General features: G+C 42.5%; 12 protein-coding genes. 9 read left to right on the forward strand and 3 right to left on the reverse strand.

Annotated elements, in window-relative coordinates; translation table 11 throughout:
- The 3 genes from QZY09_RS17655 to QZY09_RS17665 all read left to right on the forward strand — a co-directional run.
- Positions 1–786, forward strand: a 786-nt coding sequence (locus QZY09_RS17655; protein ID WP_295674518.1) for an alpha/beta hydrolase, incomplete at its 5' end; no start/stop codon positions are given.
- Between the two features lie 102 nt (positions 787–888).
- The gene (locus QZY09_RS17660; RefSeq protein ID WP_295674520.1) at positions 889–2,115 is read left to right on the forward strand and encodes a hypothetical protein; all 1,227 of its coding nucleotides are present in this window, start codon (positions 889–891) and stop codon (positions 2,113–2,115) included.
- 98 nt (positions 2,116–2,213) lie between these two features.
- Positions 2,214–3,425 (forward strand): BamA/TamA family outer membrane protein, encoded by a 1,212-nt coding sequence (locus QZY09_RS17665; RefSeq protein ID WP_295674523.1) that lies wholly within the window; start codon positions 2,214–2,216, stop codon positions 3,423–3,425.
- A gap of 666 nt (positions 3,426–4,091) precedes the next feature.
- Here the strand turns inward: QZY09_RS17665 and QZY09_RS17670 are convergent.
- Both QZY09_RS17670 and QZY09_RS17675 read right to left on the reverse strand, forming a co-directional pair.
- Positions 4,092–5,294 carry a DUF2252 family protein gene (locus QZY09_RS17670; protein ID WP_295674525.1) on the reverse strand — a complete coding sequence of 401 codons (1,203 nt, stop codon included), beginning with the start codon at positions 5,292–5,294 and terminating at the stop codon, positions 4,092–4,094.
- Between the two features lie 105 nt (positions 5,295–5,399).
- Positions 5,400–6,491 carry a hypothetical protein gene (locus tag QZY09_RS17675; RefSeq protein WP_295674527.1) on the reverse strand — a complete coding sequence of 364 codons (1,092 nt, stop codon included), beginning with the start codon at positions 6,489–6,491 and terminating at the stop codon, positions 5,400–5,402.
- A 208-nt stretch (positions 6,492–6,699) separates the two neighbouring features.
- Between QZY09_RS17675 and QZY09_RS17680 the strand changes: the two genes are divergently transcribed.
- From QZY09_RS17680 to QZY09_RS17705, 6 genes are all read left to right on the forward strand, one after another.
- Complete coding sequence (locus QZY09_RS17680) at positions 6,700–9,822, forward strand: tetratricopeptide repeat protein (protein WP_295674529.1); 3,123 nt, start codon at positions 6,700–6,702, stop codon at positions 9,820–9,822.
- Between the two features lie 12 nt (positions 9,823–9,834).
- On the forward strand, positions 9,835–11,649 hold the full coding sequence (locus QZY09_RS17685; RefSeq protein WP_295674531.1) for a hypothetical protein: 1,815 nt from the start codon (positions 9,835–9,837) through the stop codon (positions 11,647–11,649).
- Between the two features lie 260 nt (positions 11,650–11,909).
- Complete coding sequence (locus tag QZY09_RS17690; protein ID WP_295674533.1) at positions 11,910–12,962, forward strand: hypothetical protein; 1,053 nt, start codon at positions 11,910–11,912, stop codon at positions 12,960–12,962.
- A gap of 16 nt (positions 12,963–12,978) precedes the next feature.
- Complete coding sequence (locus QZY09_RS17695; protein ID WP_295674534.1) at positions 12,979–13,686, forward strand: MotA/TolQ/ExbB proton channel family protein; 708 nt, start codon at positions 12,979–12,981, stop codon at positions 13,684–13,686.
- On the forward strand, positions 13,683–14,081 hold the full coding sequence (locus QZY09_RS17700) for a biopolymer transporter ExbD (protein WP_295674535.1): 399 nt from the start codon (positions 13,683–13,685) through the stop codon (positions 14,079–14,081). Before QZY09_RS17695 ends, QZY09_RS17700 begins: the two co-directional genes overlap by 4 nt.
- Positions 14,082–14,166: 85 nt before the next feature.
- Positions 14,167–14,970 carry an energy transducer TonB gene (locus QZY09_RS17705; RefSeq protein ID WP_295674537.1) on the forward strand — a complete coding sequence of 268 codons (804 nt, stop codon included), beginning with the start codon at positions 14,167–14,169 and terminating at the stop codon, positions 14,968–14,970.
- Between the two features lie 354 nt (positions 14,971–15,324).
- On the opposite strand, the gene pyrF is transcribed toward QZY09_RS17705, so the two are convergent.
- A complete protein-coding gene (gene pyrF, locus QZY09_RS17710) occupies positions 15,325–16,155 on the reverse strand; it encodes an orotidine-5'-phosphate decarboxylase (protein ID WP_295674539.1) in 831 nt (276 codons plus the stop codon).
- Positions 16,156–16,254: the final 99 nt, after the last annotated feature.

Below are 16,254 nucleotides of genomic sequence, written 5' to 3' on the forward strand. Positions count from 1 at the left end.
GTCCTCATCCTCCTGCTTTGTTTAAGTTCTGGGCTATTTGCCCAACCAAAAGACGGGGGGCATTATTTCACTTCTTTCGACAGTACAAAAATATACTACGAAGTGAAAGGCGACGGCTACCCCGTTTTGCTGATCCATGGCTTTTCGGGTACCGGGCAGGGGCTAAAAACCTGCGCATTTTATGATGACCTGCTGAAAGCAGGCTATAAGGTAATCCTCATTGATCAGCGCGGCAATGGCCGATCAGACAAACCACATAATGAAAGTGCTTATGCCAACGATGCCGAGGCAAAAGATATTACCGGGCTAATAACCTGTTTGCATATTAAACAATATGACGCAGTTGGTTATTCGCGCGGATCAATCATCGCATCAAGGTTGTTAGTTTTGGACAAACGGCTGCGCAAAGCGGTAATGGGCGGCATGGGCGACGCCTATACCAATCCTGAATGGCCACGCCGGGTGCATGCCTACAGGGCTTTAATGGGGGACACCACACTTCATGATGTGGACGATATGGTAAAATACATCCACAGCCAGCATTTCGATGAACTTGCCCTGGCGCTTCAGCAAAAATACCAGCCATCAACAAGCCCGGCAGAACTTTCGAAAGTAAAAATTCCGGTTTTAATTATCCGTGGAACTGAGGATAAGGAAAATGGATCAGAAACCGGCTTGAACAAACTGATCCCTGGCGCGGGGCTCGCCTATGTCCCCGGAAACCACAATACCGCTATTCATACAAAAGAGTTTTCAGATGCAGTAATTAAATTCCTGGCGCTCTAGTTTCTTTAACTTTACAGGCGCGATACATTTTTACAAATTCCTTCGTTAAGTGTTTTTTAATGCGTTCATTTACAAAGGAGAAAGGCTGGTTTTTATTTAGCGATGGGGAAATTTGTTTTACTGCTATTTTTAGGTTTTATACCCTGTATACTTTTGGCGCAAGGCCCCATAGACAAGGCGCATTTAAACGTTGATACTACCGGAAAAAAGGATATTATTGATATCGGCAGGGCATTATTAAAATCAAAATCAAGGCCTATTCTGCCTGATGAAAAAAGGAAAGTGTATTTCTCCTTTTTACCATTTTCAACATCTATACCCGGCGGCGGAACAGCACTGGTAACCACTACAACCGCAGGTGTATATCTCGGAGACAGGAATACCACTTATCTTTCTACCGTTACTTTCGCCCCATATTCAAACATAAAAGGGAGGTATGGTTTTCCGGTACGATCAAGTATTTGGCTAAATAATAACAGCTGGAACATTCAGGGAGATACTCGTTTTATGGTTTACCCCCAATTTACCTGGGGACTGGGTGGCGGGCAGCCCGAAAGCGCCCGATTTTTAGTAAATTACAACTATATCCGCTTTTACCAGGCGGCTCTAAAAAAAATCAAACCCTATTTTTTTGTTGGCGCCGGGTATGCCTTTGATGATTATCTTGATATCGAAAACTCCGACAACAGCATTAACAAGGGCAATACCATCAGTAATTTTACGCAATATAAATTTGGTACGTCAACCGATAAAAACTCTTTTTCATCAGGCCCAACGGTAAACTTACTTTACGATACCCGGAAAAACGACCTTAACCCGCTTCCGGGTACCTATGCCAACGTGGTATACCGTTATAGTGGGGTGGTGTTCGGCAGCAATAATAGCTGGCAATCCTTATATTTAGACTTTCGCAAATATATTTCACTTAACCATGGCGGCCCAAAAAGCGAACTTGCTTTCTGGAGTTTCTACTGGACCACCCTTACTACCGGCGCACCATATCTCAACCTTCCGGCAATCGGCATGGATCCTTATAACCGCTCAGGCAGGGGTTTCGAACAAAACCGGTACCGTGGCAAAAGGCTATTCGACCTTGAAACCGAATACCGCGGTGATATAACCCACAATGGCTTACTGGGCTTTGTTTTGTTTGCCAATGTAAACTCAGCAAGCCAGCTAAAAAGCAACCGTTTTGTTTACTGGAATCCAGCAGCCGGCACCGGCTTACGCATCAAGTTCAACAAAAAATCGGATACCAATATTTGTATTGATTATGGTTTTAGCAGAGATTACACATCCGTGAAAGTGGGACTGGGAGAAGCTTTTTAAGCAAATCATCAATCCCGGTATTGTACTTGTTAATTTATATATCCTGTTTGCGTTTACTCACCTCCAAACAAAAAATTAAAATTTTTCTTATATGAATAATGAAGAAAATTTTATTGGCATTCCTCTTTTGCATTTCAGCGTTTGCGGTTCGCGCCCAGGTACCGGTTGATACCACTAACAAAACAGATATTGACACCTCGGGTCAAAAGGATTTGATCGATATAGGCCGGTCGCTTTTCCGGTTTACCCCCAGGAAAAATTACAAAGAAAAAAAACAAATATATTTTTCATTTCTTCCTATATCCTCTTCAGTACCCGGCGGAAGTAAAGCATTGGTAACCTCCACAACTGCTGGCTTTTACCTGGGCCCCCGTAAAACCACCTATATTTCCAGCGTCACCTTTGCGCCGTATTTCAATCTAAAAGGACGCTATGGGCTGCCTATCCATTCAAGCATCTGGCTCACCGACAATTCGTACAACGTACAAGGTGACACCCGCTTATTAGTTTACCCGCAATACACCTGGGGATTGGGTGGCGGTCAGCCTGAAGGAAATAAATTATTGGTTAATTATGATTATATCCGTTTTTATCAAAGCCTGCTTAAACGAATAACCCCATATTTGTACGCTGGAGTTGGTTATAATATGGACTATTTCATCAATATTAATACAATCCCTATATCTCCGCTAACCAATTTTACCAATTATCATTATGGCACAGCCCAGGGCATAAATTCTTTTTCGTCGGCTATTACTTTTAATGCGTTATATGACACGCGCGAAAATTCATTTAACCCCTTACCGGGGGCATTCGCAAATATTATTTACCGCAATAACACCAAGTTGTTGGGAAGCGATAATAACTCGCGCTCGCTCTATATCGACCTGCGAAAATATATCTCGATAGGCAACTCAGGGCAAAAAAACCAATTTGCATTTTGGGCATACTACTGGACAACCCTTTCGTCAGGCACCCCGTATCTCATGCTGCCGAGCATCGGTAACGACCCCTACCAGCGCTCGGGGCGCGGCATTGAACAAAACCGGTACCGAGGGGAAGCTTTAGCATACTTTGAAACTGAATACCGCAGGGATATCACCCGCAACGGGTTGCTTGGATTTGTTTTGTTTGCCAATATTAACTCAGCCAGTCAACCCAACAGCCATCGTTTTGCTTATTTAAACCCAGCAGGAGGCACCGGTTTACGTGTAAAGTTCAACAAAAAATCCAATACCAATATTTGTATTGATTATGGAATCAGCAATGGATTTTCAGATATTAATTTAGCGCTTGGCGAAGCGTTTTGATATATTCGAAAAATGCTGCAACCCGCAGATTGTAAAGCAATTGCAAAATTATAATATTTATTTTCCATATTGAAGGAATTTTTTATTATATTTGATAAGCTTAAAAATTGCTTAATAATCAAATTTCCTAATACGATGGTTGCTTCATTGCATGACAAGGGTAGTTTAGAAAAAACTGACCGAAAAGTTTATCATTGCCATAAGTGCAACATTGTTTGCGACACCCGCATTCACCGGAGTATTTTTGTAAAAACTTTGCTTTTTTTTCTTCCTTTAAGGAGATATTTATGCCTCAATTGCAGGCGTAAATTTTATGTTTGGCACTAATCGCTGTTCACAATTATCTATTTTTCAAATTCCCGAATATAAATAACAGCACTTTTCTGTTGTTATTTTATTTTATAACAGCAATGGGCGAATAAAATTCTTTATATTTCCGACCTGGGAAACAACAGAGAATTTTGACCGAACAAGCAAGCATCAGTAAAAAAAAATATTGCCCCAATTGCAGCGAGCCTTTTCATTTTCGGGTGCGCAGGAGTTGGCTATTAAAAAAGCTATGGTTTATATTTCTATATAAGAAATATTATTGCGCTAAATGCAAAAAAAACTTTTATGTAAAATCGAAAAGTTCCTGACTTCCGTCGCATTTTATCCTATACCCTCCTATTTATACAAACCATTGTTAAAACCAGAACTAAAGGCAGCATAGTCCATAATAATCCGTGCAGCAAATTCCTGAGCATTTTTTAATATACCAGCCGCCCATTTGTCATTTTCTCCAAATGCAATCAGCTCATCGGCAATGGCCGATCCCTGGCGACCGCTGCTGCGTAACTGGGCAGACGCGGTTAAAATGGCCATATCTGTAACTACCTTATTAATTTCGGGGTAGTGGTCTTTTAACTGTTGAAAATTGATTTTATCAGCAACGGGCTGCATTTGCTTTAAAACATAGGTTTCATTTTTAAAGATAGTGCAGTGCAGTAATGCCGGCGACACGTTTTGCATTCTTTTCTGAATAGAAATGATCCGGGCAGCTTCTGACGCCCATATGGGTTGGTTTATTTTTAAATATGTCTTTATTGATGATGGCCGGGTTTGTTTCATATCCAGGAACAGGTATTTACCTTTTACATGCAGGTTCTTCAATAAAAACAAATACCTTTTAACACCTAAACTCCCCGTACCTGCAATCCTGAAAACAACGTCCAGCACTTTAAAGTTCTCTACGGAGAAAGTATGTTTTTTTACAAGGCTGCCAATATAATCGATCAATTCGTCCTTTAAACCTTCCTCTAAAACAAGGTGCCGACTATCCAATAACAACTCCTTAAATTTTCCATTTTTTGAAACCGCCACCCGTTTAAGTAATTCTTTTTGCTTGCGCTGTTTAACCGTATTTAAAAAATCGCCCACCACCCCAACCGCCGTGCGCGAATCAATTATCAAGGCTTTTCCGTTTTTTAACACGGCTGCGTAAGTATCTAAAAATAAGCGGGACACTTTCTCTGCCTCGTCCTTTCTAAGGGCAAGGCTTTCAAATGCCACAAATATGCTGGTAACCATCCGAACCAATTCCCAGGCTGCAGGCGCCAAAACAGCCTCATCAAAATCATTCAGGTCGAAATATTCCTGCCGGTCGTCCCCCTTAAAACTCCCGAAATTTTCGGGATGCAGGTCGCCGCAGATCCACGTTAAGGGCGAAGGCGGCAGTTCTTTTGCATTCGAGAGATCCTCATAAAACAAATGGCAGGTCCCCCTGAAAAAAACAAACACATTTTGGGCCATGGCCTTATATTTGAGCTGTACAATTTCGGGAAGGCGGTCTTTGTTAAAACTGGTTACGCGTTCGTGTAGGCTGGGCATGGGGTATTTTGATTGGGTTGACAAGATAATATCGTAAAAGTACTAAATTACAACCCATATTCACCTCCCCCGATGACCCAATGACTAATGACTAATGACTAATGACTAATTACCAAACGCTTTCAACTCCTTATCAATACGTTCATTCCACCGCTCCTGTGCAGCATGATTGCCACCATGATTAGTTTCCACATCATACTGCTTTTGTAAACTATCCATTTCGCGGTAAGCATCAAGGTAATCCACATTGATTGGCCCATCATAATTACTTACCGGCAAATTTTCGGCTTTTATCCGTTGTTTAAAATATTCCGCCGCAATCCTGGCGATATCAAAATGCCGTTGTTCATGGTTTAAAGCATAATCATTTTGCATCCCTGCTTTTACCCAGCAATCGTTTTTGGGTATGCAAACTTTTATATCCAGTTCAAGGTTGATCACGCCGTTGATGACAGTAGTTTTTTCGTCATAGCCTATCGTTGCAAAAACCTCAGCGTCAAACCTGCTTTGAGGCACTCTACCATGGAAATCATCCCAGGTTAATGGCCTGTTTGGCGAATAGTAAATGGTATCACCCTCCGTCTTTTCGGTATGATCTGTAAAAGTGACTTTGACCGCTTTGGCCAGGTTGATGTTAACAGGCCCCTGCTTGTTCATCCAGGTGTTTAAATAGGTCAACCCATTTTCCAGCATGTGCCTAAGGGTTGGTTCAGCATCCTGTACCGGGCCATCGCTACGGGTATATTTTATTTTACCATTATAATCAACCAGGTGAATAGTGTCGCCGTCTTCACGCAACAAGCTAAATGACATTACCGCTGAAACGTCACCGTTAATACGGCCGTCATCCAGCATCATTTCACTTGCTTTAAATTGTTTTAGCCTGATGATGATTGGCCTGAGGGTTTTGTTTTTTGGCAGGGCATAGTCAACGAACCGTTTAATGGCCACAAAGCCGCCGCCTGTGAAATCGTAGGTTTTTTTTATAGCGGTGCGCGCTCGCGGTATAGAAACAAACCAGAGTACGGCGCTTTTATCATCACGATCATCAATAACATTTTCTATATAAAACCCCGTAGGTGTTACCGGCAAAAGTTCATTCTTCAAAATCAGCGAATCGTCCTGGAATTCAGCACTTTTAAAGCCAATTAATACCAGCACCAAAAACATAGAAAAGAATAAAAAAGATCTGCTCATTTGGTTGAACAATAACGAAAATCACGTTGAAGAATTATCAAATCTAAGCAACAAATCACTCATCTTAACAACCCTAAAGTTTTCCACACCAATACCAACCCCCTGATTTTATCCGTTAACAAACCAATGTTCTCCACAGTATGTGCATTACTATTGTGGAAATCGCTTATGCGTTTAGCTATTTTTGAACATCGTTAGTTTGCGCCCTATGATAAGATACAAATACGTCGCCTTTATTGTTCCGTTATTTCTTGCCACCAGATTATACGCCCAGCAAAACCCCTCGTTCCAGGTTTATAATACCTATCATGCAGCTACAGACCTGCTCGATAAAGGCGAGTATGTTGCCGCTGCGCAACAGTTCCGGCTGGTTGAACAATCAAAACTTAAAGCAGGTACCCAAGCCCGTTTCGAATCGGAATTAACCCTTTTAAAAGAGAATTCCCAATATTACGAAGCTTTGTGTGCGCTTGAACTGGAAAATGACGATGCCGAGAGCATGTTCCAGCGGTTTATAAAAGAACATCCCGAAAACCCTTTTACAAGGCTGGCATATTTCCAGATCGGGAAGTCGTATTCAAAACGTGAGCAATGGGCCGAGGCGCTGGAATGGTTTGATAAGGTGCAGGCCGATGAGTTAAGCGGCAGGGAAAATACGGAATACAAATTCCGTAAAGGGTATGCTTATTTTTCGACCAATGATTATAAGCACGCACAGGAACTTTTCAGCGAAGTAAAAGGCCGGCGCTCGGAATATACCGACGATGCTACCTATTACTTTGCCTATATCGCTTACATGAATAAGGATTATCACCTGGCGCTGGTAAATTTTCAAAGGTTAAAAAACTCAAAGAAATATGAGAACAGCTATCCTTATTACATTACAGCTGTATACTTCCTTGACAACCGTTATGATGATGTGATCAGCTACGCGGTGCCAATTCTCAACAAAACCCATCAACAAAACGAAAGAGAAATGCTGCGGCTGATCGCGGCGTCCTATTTCGCCAAAGCCAATTATCCCGATGCAGCAAAATACTATACCCGGTTTGAAAACGAAGACCTCGGTAAAACCCAAAACACCCAGGATACCTACCAGATGGGGTATACTTTTTATAAAGTAGCCAACTATACCAAAGCGGCTACCGAACTGGAGAAACTACAGCAACAAAATGATGTATTTAGCCAGAACGGAGATTATACCCTGGGCGATGTTTTTTTAAAGCTAAACAACAAACAAAGCGCGCGCAGTGCATACTTCCTGGCGTCAAAATTGAATTTTGACAGGCAGTTACAGGAGGACGCGCTTTACCAATATGCCAAATTATCGTACGAACTGGATTACAACAACCAGGCGCTGGATGCAACAAGGCTTTATTTAAAAAACTATCCAAAGGCCAAACGGACCGACGAGGTAAAAACGTTACTGGGCGAAGAGTTACTAAATTCGCACAATTATGCTGAGGCTGTAGACATCCTTGAACCTATCCCCAATAAATCAGCCAGCGCGATGGCTGCCTACCAAAAGGTTACCTATTACCGGGGCCTTGAATTTTACAATGAACGAGCTTTTGAGAACGCCATCGGCATATTCCTTCGTTCATTAAAACACCCGGTTGACTCGCATATTGCTACTTTAACCACTTACTGGATGGCTGAAGCCATGTACGAGGTTCGCAAATACGACGAATCAGTTGAAACCTTCCAGAAATTCCTGGACATGCCGGATGCTCCGGAAACGCCGGTTTACAATTACGCCAACTATGCGCTGGCTTATGCAGCGTTTGGCGGCGAAAAATACAGAACCGCCGCTACTTATTTCCAGAAGTTTTTAGATGGCGACGAAAAAGATGCCAATACCGTAAACGATGCCATCACCCGACTTGGCGACAGCTATTTTGTTTTAAAGAACTATAGCAGGGCATTAGACTATTATAACAAGATCATTGAACGGCGCAGCCAGGGTGAAGACTACGCCCTATTTCAGCGGGGTATGATCCAGGGCCTGCAGGGTGCACCTGATACCAAGATCAGCACACTGAACGATGTGTTGAGCAAGTTCCCGAAATCTGACTATGCTGATGATGCTTCTTTTGAGATAGCTTACACCTATTATGTAAAGAACGATACGCTCAAGGCAAAAAGCGCCATGCTGGACATGATCCAGAAATTCCCTACCAGCAGCTATGTTCCGCGTGCATTGGTTACCGTAGGTTTGATAGACTATAATGCAGGCAACGATAACCTCGCTATTGAATCGTTTAAAAAGGTAGTTCAGGATTATTCCTCAACAGACGAGGCAAAACAAGCGCTTAAACAAATAGAAAAGATCTACACCGATAAGGGCGACGGGCAAACATTCATCAGCTATGCGGCTACAGTTCCTATTGCAAACTATACGACCGCCGACCAGGAAAACATCATGTATACCTCAGCAAATAACCTGTATGCCAGGGGTGATTGGGATGGAACAGTGGGTGCCGTGAATGCTTATTTTGATAAATTCCCTACCAAACCCATTTACGAAAAAGGGGCGCGGTTCATCAGGGCACAAAGCCTGGTAAACCTTGGCCGCTCGCAGGAAGCGGTTAATGACTATAACGTTATTTTAAATGATTGGACAAGTAATTATACTGAGCAGTCCCTGATTTCCATGGCCAAACTTTATATCTCGCAAAAGAAGTATAACGAAGCGGTTGTTTTCCTTAAAAAACTGGAGGTAAATTCCGAATATAAAGCCGATTATACCTTCGCCATTAACAACCTGCTGGTATGTTACTCGCAAATGGAAATGCCGGATGACGCATTGAATTACGTAAAACTGGTACGTGAAAATGAAAAGACCGCACAGGAAGATAAGTTTAAAACAGGCCTGTACGCGGGTCAGGCTTATCTGCAAAAGGGCGACACTACAAAAGCTGTAGCTGAGTTTACGTATACAATTACAAATACCAAAACAGTGGCCGCCGCTGAAGCAAAATACAACGTGGCCAGGATAGAATACCTGAAAGGCAAATACAAAGCATCGCAAAAAACCTGCTTTGAGCTGGTGAAAGACCTGCCAAACTATGATTACTGGGTAACAAAAACCTTTATACTGCTGGCTGATAATTATGTGGCGCTGAAAGATAATTTCCAGGCAAAAGCTACGCTGCAGAGTATTATTGATAATTATAAAGGCGACGACGATATATTACCAACCGCCAAACAAAAAATGGATCAATTAAGCCCGGGAAACAAAACCGAAATAAAATCGGATTCAACCGGAGTGAAGAAACGAAACATGAAGTCGGATACCACGGGGGTGAAGAAACAGGATAACAAAGAATAAATAAGACAAGCAATGAAATTTAAATACATCTATATACTGCTTACCTTACTATCAGCATTATACTTTGTTCCTGCTGATGCGCAAATAAAGCACAAAAAGGCAAAAAAGCCTGCGGCGAAAGTTATTCGCAAAAAACCGGCAGCTATTGCAAAAACGGCGCCGGTAAAAAAGGCCTCCGCAAAAGGCCTTGGAGATGAAGCGGCGAAAGTTAAAACTGATACCACCAGAAAAATGCCCGTAAGCGGCAACAGCCTTACCGAAGAAATTGTGGTGACCACTGCTTATAAACCTGTTTTGGCGGATGCGGTAAAGATCAGGATCAACCCCGATCTGGAGTATAAAACCCCATTTAAAGCACCGCTAACTTATTTCCCGATTGATAAGCGCCTGGAGCTAAATACAGATATCAAGCCTTTTAACGCCATGAAAATGCCGAAAGAACAGGACTCGGTATTGAATAATAACTATGTTAAAGTAGGTCTGGGTAGTTTAAAAACCACATTCGGCGAAGCTTATTTTAACAATGGCCGCGACCAGGGCCTGCAATTTGGAGGCTATATAAAGCATTTTGCACAGAGTGGCTCGCTGACCGACCAGAAAATGAACCGCGAAGAAGCGGGCATTTTTGGTAAAAGTATTGGGGAAGTAACCTCATTAAGTGGAAGCATCAATTACAATTACAGGGGTAATTATTTTTATGGTTTCGACCAAACCAACCTTCCGCCGGCAAACCTGCAGCTGGACAAACAGCATTTCAGCACCATCAGCGCGCAGGGCGAACTGACCAAAAACTACAAAGACGTTCCGAACGACTTTACCTATGCACTTAAGTTGATCGGCTACATGTACAATGATGCCTACCAGGCTAAGGAAAGCAACGTAGTGCTTTCCGGCTTTTTAAACGAGACCATCAACCAGTTTTATGCGGGGCTTGCCGGTTCCATCGATGTGGCCACCCAGCAGGACAGCGCCTACAATTATAACAATAGCTTTGTGAGGCTGAACCCCTATTTAAAATTCCAGGGCGACAGTTATAAAATTGAGGCGGGGGTAAACATCGTTGATAACTTCGGGTTCACTTCATCGCTGCATATTTTCCCGGCGGCAAAACTCGAATTACAACTGATCCCTAATTACCTGCGCATTTTTGTAGAAGCAAAGGGCGATGTAAACCGCTCTTCGTTACTTGATTTTTCGAACGTCAACCCATTCCTGGGGCAGAATATCGCGATCAAAAACTCGGTTGACCAGCTTGACCTCGCGGCAGGTTTAAAGGGCACGATATTGCCGGGTCTGGGCTTTAAAGCAACTATCTACCGCAACCAGGTAAAAGATATGCCTCTGTTTGTAAACAATTTTGATTTTACCACCGGGTATAACCGCTTCACGGTGATCTACGTTAACGGCAAATCGCGGGTTAACGGATTGAACGGCGAGTTGGATTACAAGGCATCGGACGACCTGGATATTTTTGGACGGGTAGAATTTAAGCAATACCAAATGCCAACCGGTATTCAGCCATGGAACCTGCCTACCTTCAAACTTACAGCGGGTACCGTTATCCATATCAGCAACCTGGTTAATGTGAGCGGCTCGATGTTTATTCGCGGATCGGCTATGGATCCATACCCTGCGACCACTGGCAGCAAGGCGCCTACTACGGTCTCTTCATTTGTTGATTTGAGCGGCGAAGTGGAATATAAGGCAACCAAAAGATTATCAGTATTTGTACATATAAATAATATTTTAAATGGAACAAATCAAACCTGGATATATTATCCTGACTATGGATTTAATATATTTGGCGGTGTTGGCTATAAATTTTAACGTTTTAGAATCAAGAGTCAAGATAAAAAAATGAGACTCGTACTATTAGGTTGATAAAATTAAAATAATGTCCAAGCTTTGCGATCTCTGCGGCTTCTTTGCGATCTCCGCGGTTAATTTTTACCACAGAGGACACAAAGGATGCACGGAGAACACTGAGAATTTATTATTTATAAAGCATTATTTGCCCGGATTAGATGATTGCATTTTGAGGCGATGCCGGGTTTTAATATTTTATAATAAACTGTACTTTAGCGAAAATGAATTTAGCCGATTATTTAAGTGAACTTTTAGGGCAACAGGACGAAGTTAGCGTTCCGGGCCTTGGCTATTTTGTGCGTTTGCGTATTAAAGCTTATTATAGTGATAGCGAAGGCAGGTTTTACCCGCCGCATCACCAGGTAAAGTTTGTACCTGAGATTAAAGAAGATGATACCTTTGCCCAGTATGTTGCTGATAATAAAAACATATCGCTGGCATCGTCGAAGTATTTTGTCGAGAAGTTTATCAGCAAATTAAAAGAGGATGCGGGCCGGGGTAAATACTTATTCGCTGACATTGGCTCCTTCTTTACCGAACAGGGCCAGCTTGTTTTTAAACCAAACGACCGTATACCTGCAGATCCTGCTTTTTATGGTTATCCACCGGTTGACATATCCAAAATTGGCACGCCGGTTTCTGCGGATGCAAAAAAACCGGTCGTCAATCAAACCCAAACTGTGCCTTCGCCGCCGGCACCAGCCACAGAGGTAAGCACAACTTACGTTAAGCCGGTTCCGCAGCCGCAATACTATGAAGAAGACGTTGAGCCAAAAAAGAAGATAAGCGTTTGGCTGATCGTGTTGATAGCGGTAGCTGTTTTAGCACTCGCCGTGTTTGGCTTTTATAAATTCTATCCGTCAGCATTTGATAAGGTAAAAGAGACTTTTAATAAAGTTACCGGCACAACAGCAGTGGTTGTACCCGCAGCGAAACCGGTGGTAAAACCCGATACTGCCAAAAAAACAGTAGCGTTAACCGATACAAATAAAAAAAAAACTGTTGCCCCTATAGATACTGTTAAACCATCGAGGTTTGAAGCAGTCGCAGATAAAGTTATACATCTTGGAAAAGCGAACGAAAGAGTTAAATATCTTAAATCAATGGGGCTAAATGCCTACATTATATTAGATGCTCCCGGACCGCTTATAAAAGTATCGGTCGGTTCTTTTAAATCTTATCATGAAGCCGACTCATTAATAAACTCACTGTTGATAACCGGGCGAATAAACAAAAACTGGCGTCACCAGCCATTAGAAGTAAAAACACAATAGAAATAAAACTATAGAAATGACATTATTATTCGAGCAGATAACCGATACAGCACATAAGCTAATTGATACCGCAAAAACCGCCGGCCAGCAGGTAGCGGCTGAACATGAAATTCATTTTGGAGAACTCCTTGTAAAAGGCGGATGGGTAATGGTGCCTATAGGTATTTTGGCTTTATTGGGCCTGGTGATATTTTTCGAACGGTATTTTACTATCCGTAAAGCTTCAAAAGATGATTCAAACCTGATGATCCAGGTACGGGCCAGTATTTTATCAGGCAATCTTGAATCGGCCAAAGCCATTTGCCGCAACAGCAACACCCCCTTGGGCCGTATGCTGCAAAAAGGTTTATTACGCATAGGGCGCCCCATTAAGGACATTGAAGGCGCTATTGAAAATGTTGGTAAACTGGAAGTTTCCAAACTGGATAAAAACATAGGTATTTTAGGGATCGTAGCAGGTATTGCCCCGATGTTTGGCTTCTTGGGTACCATTATCGGCGTTATCAAGATTTTTTATGATATATCCGAAACAGGAAATTTAAGTATCGGCGTTATTTCAGGTGGTTTATATGTAAAAATGATCACTTCAGCAGCAGGTTTAATGGTAGGTATTGTAGCTTATGTGGGCTATCATATCCTGAATATCATGGTAGAGAAGGTGATCCTGAGACTGGAAACTGATGCTATTGAATTTATTGATCTTTTAGAAGAACCGAGCAAATGAATTTAAGAAAAAGACAAAGGGGCGTTTCGGCTGAAGTGCATACTTCCGCCATGAACGACATTATGTTCTTTCTGCTCCTTTTTTTCCTGATAGCGGCAACATTAACCAACCCCAATGTGGTCAAACTATTGCTGCCAAAATCATCGTCGGGAAAACCGATCTCGAAAAAGACGCTGAATGTTACTATAAGCAAGGAACTGCAGTACACGGTTGATAACAAACCAATTGCGCTTGCCAATCTACCAGGCGCTTTAACAAGTTATAAAAACTTATCCCCCGATCTGACTGTTATTTTGCATGTAGACAAAACAGTGGCCATACAGGATATTGTGGAGGTGATGGACATATCAAATAAATTAAATATAAAACTCGTTTTAGCAACAATACCGAAATAAAGGAGTTCACGGTTGACGGTTCATAGTTCTTGGCAAAAAGGCTTATCAAACTATGAACCCTCAACGATGAACCATGAACTAACAAATGAATTACCAGGAAGAAAATAATTATCCAAAGGCCTTTTTAGCAACAGGTATTATACTTGCTGTAATGATGGCTTTGTGTTATTTCATCATATTTAAAGATCCTCCTATCCAGGATGATGGCACGGGTGGTATCCTGGTAAATTACGGCACATCCGAGGCGGGAATGGGAAATGATATTAACAGTGTTGAAGAGCCATCAGTATCGCCCAAAGCCAATCATACACAACCGTCAAAAGTTACCCAGGCGCAGCCCACCGAGCAAAAAAGCCAGGTAGCTACCAGTAACGAGAAGGTAGTTACCCAAAACAACGAGGACGCGCCTGAAGTGGCAGCCAATTCAAAAAAAGCCAGTAAAGCAGTCGCCACAACGCCGGCGAAACCCGTTCATAAAGAAGTAGTAAACCAAAACGCGCTGTACCATGGCCCTTCAAAAACCGGATCAGGCGGTGGTGATGGCACCACTACCACACCAGGCAACCAGGGCAGCAAAAATGGTTCGCCACTGGCAGCAAACTATGGCGACGGGGGTTCAGGCAATGGCGTGAAAGGTACGCAGTGGAGCTTTGTTAGTTTACCCGAAGTGCGCAACCCAAGCCGCACGCCCGGTACTGTTTATATAGACGTTACCATTGATGCAAGCGGCAATATTATTGAAGCACACTCCGACCGTAAAACACGAATGGGCGATCTCGACCTGATCAACCGGTGCATCAGCGCGGTAAAAAACTCAAGGCTGACCTCGTCCGCACCCAGCTCGGGAACACAGCAGGGCCAGGTGAAGATCACGTTTTATGTGGAGTAGGTTTGGTTCATGGATCATAGTTCATGGTTCATAGCTGAAAGGGTTTCTACAAATTCATTTTCCCATTTGTCCAGGGAAATCGCTTTTAAAACAGGGGGCTCCACTGGAGCCATTAAATCACAATTGTATGTGCTATAAACAGGTAGTTCCGCTGGAACTATTGCGACCTTCTGTCTATGACTCCGGAGGAGTTGCCTGTTTATAGCATAAATAGATCAGCTGATGGCTCCGTAGGTGCCTCCTGTTAGCTATTAGTTTTTAAAAGCGATTTCCCTGATGTTAACGCAGGAAAGACTTACGAAGTTTTGAAAACTTCGTAAGTCTTTCCCGGGAAATTGTAAAAAAACAAACAAATTAAATCACCCCTGCCTTCCCCAACTCCACTTCCATCTGCTGTTGCATCTTCAACGCTTCCGCTCTTGCCGCATCAGCAAAGTCTTCGCCGCTGGAGGCATATATAATAGAGCGTGAGGCGTTTACAATGAGTCCGCAATCCTTAGTAATGCCATAGTGGCAAACTTCCTCCAGGTTGCCGCCCTGTGCTCCTACACCAGGCACCAGTAAGAAATTATCAGGTGCAAATTTGCGGATATTGGTAAACTCGGTGCTTTTGGTAGCGCCTACTACAAACATCATCCTATCGGACCCTGCCCAGGTATTTGCTTTTTGAATAACAGTTTCGTACAAAAAGCCCTGGCTGGTTTCAAGGTATTGAAAATCTTTGCTCCCCGCAGATGAGGTAAGCGCCAGCAGGATGACCCATTTGCCGGGATATGACAAATACGAAGAAACCGTATCGTGCCCCATATAAGGCGACACGGTAATGGCATCAAAGCTCATCCCTGACGCTTCTTCATTAAAAAATGCTTTAGCGTACATGTCCGAGGTATTGCCTATATCGCCGCGTTTGGCATCAATAATATTCAGACAATCGAGGGGCAAATATTTCCAGGTATCAATTAAGCTTTGCAGCCCTTTTATGCCACGCGCTTCGTAAAAAGCCGCATTGGGTTTATAAGAAATGCACAGATCCTGCGTAGCATCAATGATCCGTTTGTTAAATTCAAAAACCGGGTCGGGAAATTCTTTTAAAAACGCCGGTATTTTTTCGATGTCGGTATCAAGACCTACACACAGAAAAGATTTTTTTTGTTTGATCTGTGCTATTAGCTGCTTTCGGGAAATCATCAGGGAAGATTATTTTATTCGAGGCACAAAAAAACTAAAAATAAAACTAAGTGTTGAGCTTAAAATGATATTTTTTTAAATAATTTGAATTTTTTA

The sequence above is a fragment of the uncultured Mucilaginibacter sp. genome (genome assembly GCF_903913935.1).
Lineage (GTDB): Bacteria > Bacteroidota > Bacteroidia > Sphingobacteriales > Sphingobacteriaceae > Mucilaginibacter.

Coding starts and splice junctions, on each gene's coding strand:
- QZY09_RS17660 (WP_295674520.1), top strand. CDS start 889: ATGGGGAAATTTGTTTTACTGCTATTTTTAGGTTTTATACCCTGTATA.
- QZY09_RS17665 (WP_295674523.1), top strand. CDS start 2,214: ATGAAGAAAATTTTATTGGCATTCCTCTTTTGCATTTCAGCGTTTGCG.
- QZY09_RS17670 (WP_295674525.1), bottom strand. CDS start 5,294: ATGCCCAGCCTACACGAACGCGTAACCAGTTTTAACAAAGACCGCCTT.
- QZY09_RS17675 (WP_295674527.1), bottom strand. CDS start 6,491: ATGAGCAGATCTTTTTTATTCTTTTCTATGTTTTTGGTGCTGGTATTA.
- QZY09_RS17680 (WP_295674529.1), top strand. CDS start 6,700: ATGATAAGATACAAATACGTCGCCTTTATTGTTCCGTTATTTCTTGCC.
- QZY09_RS17685 (WP_295674531.1), top strand. CDS start 9,835: ATGAAATTTAAATACATCTATATACTGCTTACCTTACTATCAGCATTA.
- QZY09_RS17690 (WP_295674533.1), top strand. CDS start 11,910: ATGAATTTAGCCGATTATTTAAGTGAACTTTTAGGGCAACAGGACGAA.
- QZY09_RS17695 (WP_295674534.1), top strand. CDS start 12,979: ATGACATTATTATTCGAGCAGATAACCGATACAGCACATAAGCTAATT.
- QZY09_RS17700 (WP_295674535.1), top strand. CDS start 13,683: ATGAATTTAAGAAAAAGACAAAGGGGCGTTTCGGCTGAAGTGCATACT.
- QZY09_RS17705 (WP_295674537.1), top strand. CDS start 14,167: ATGAATTACCAGGAAGAAAATAATTATCCAAAGGCCTTTTTAGCAACA.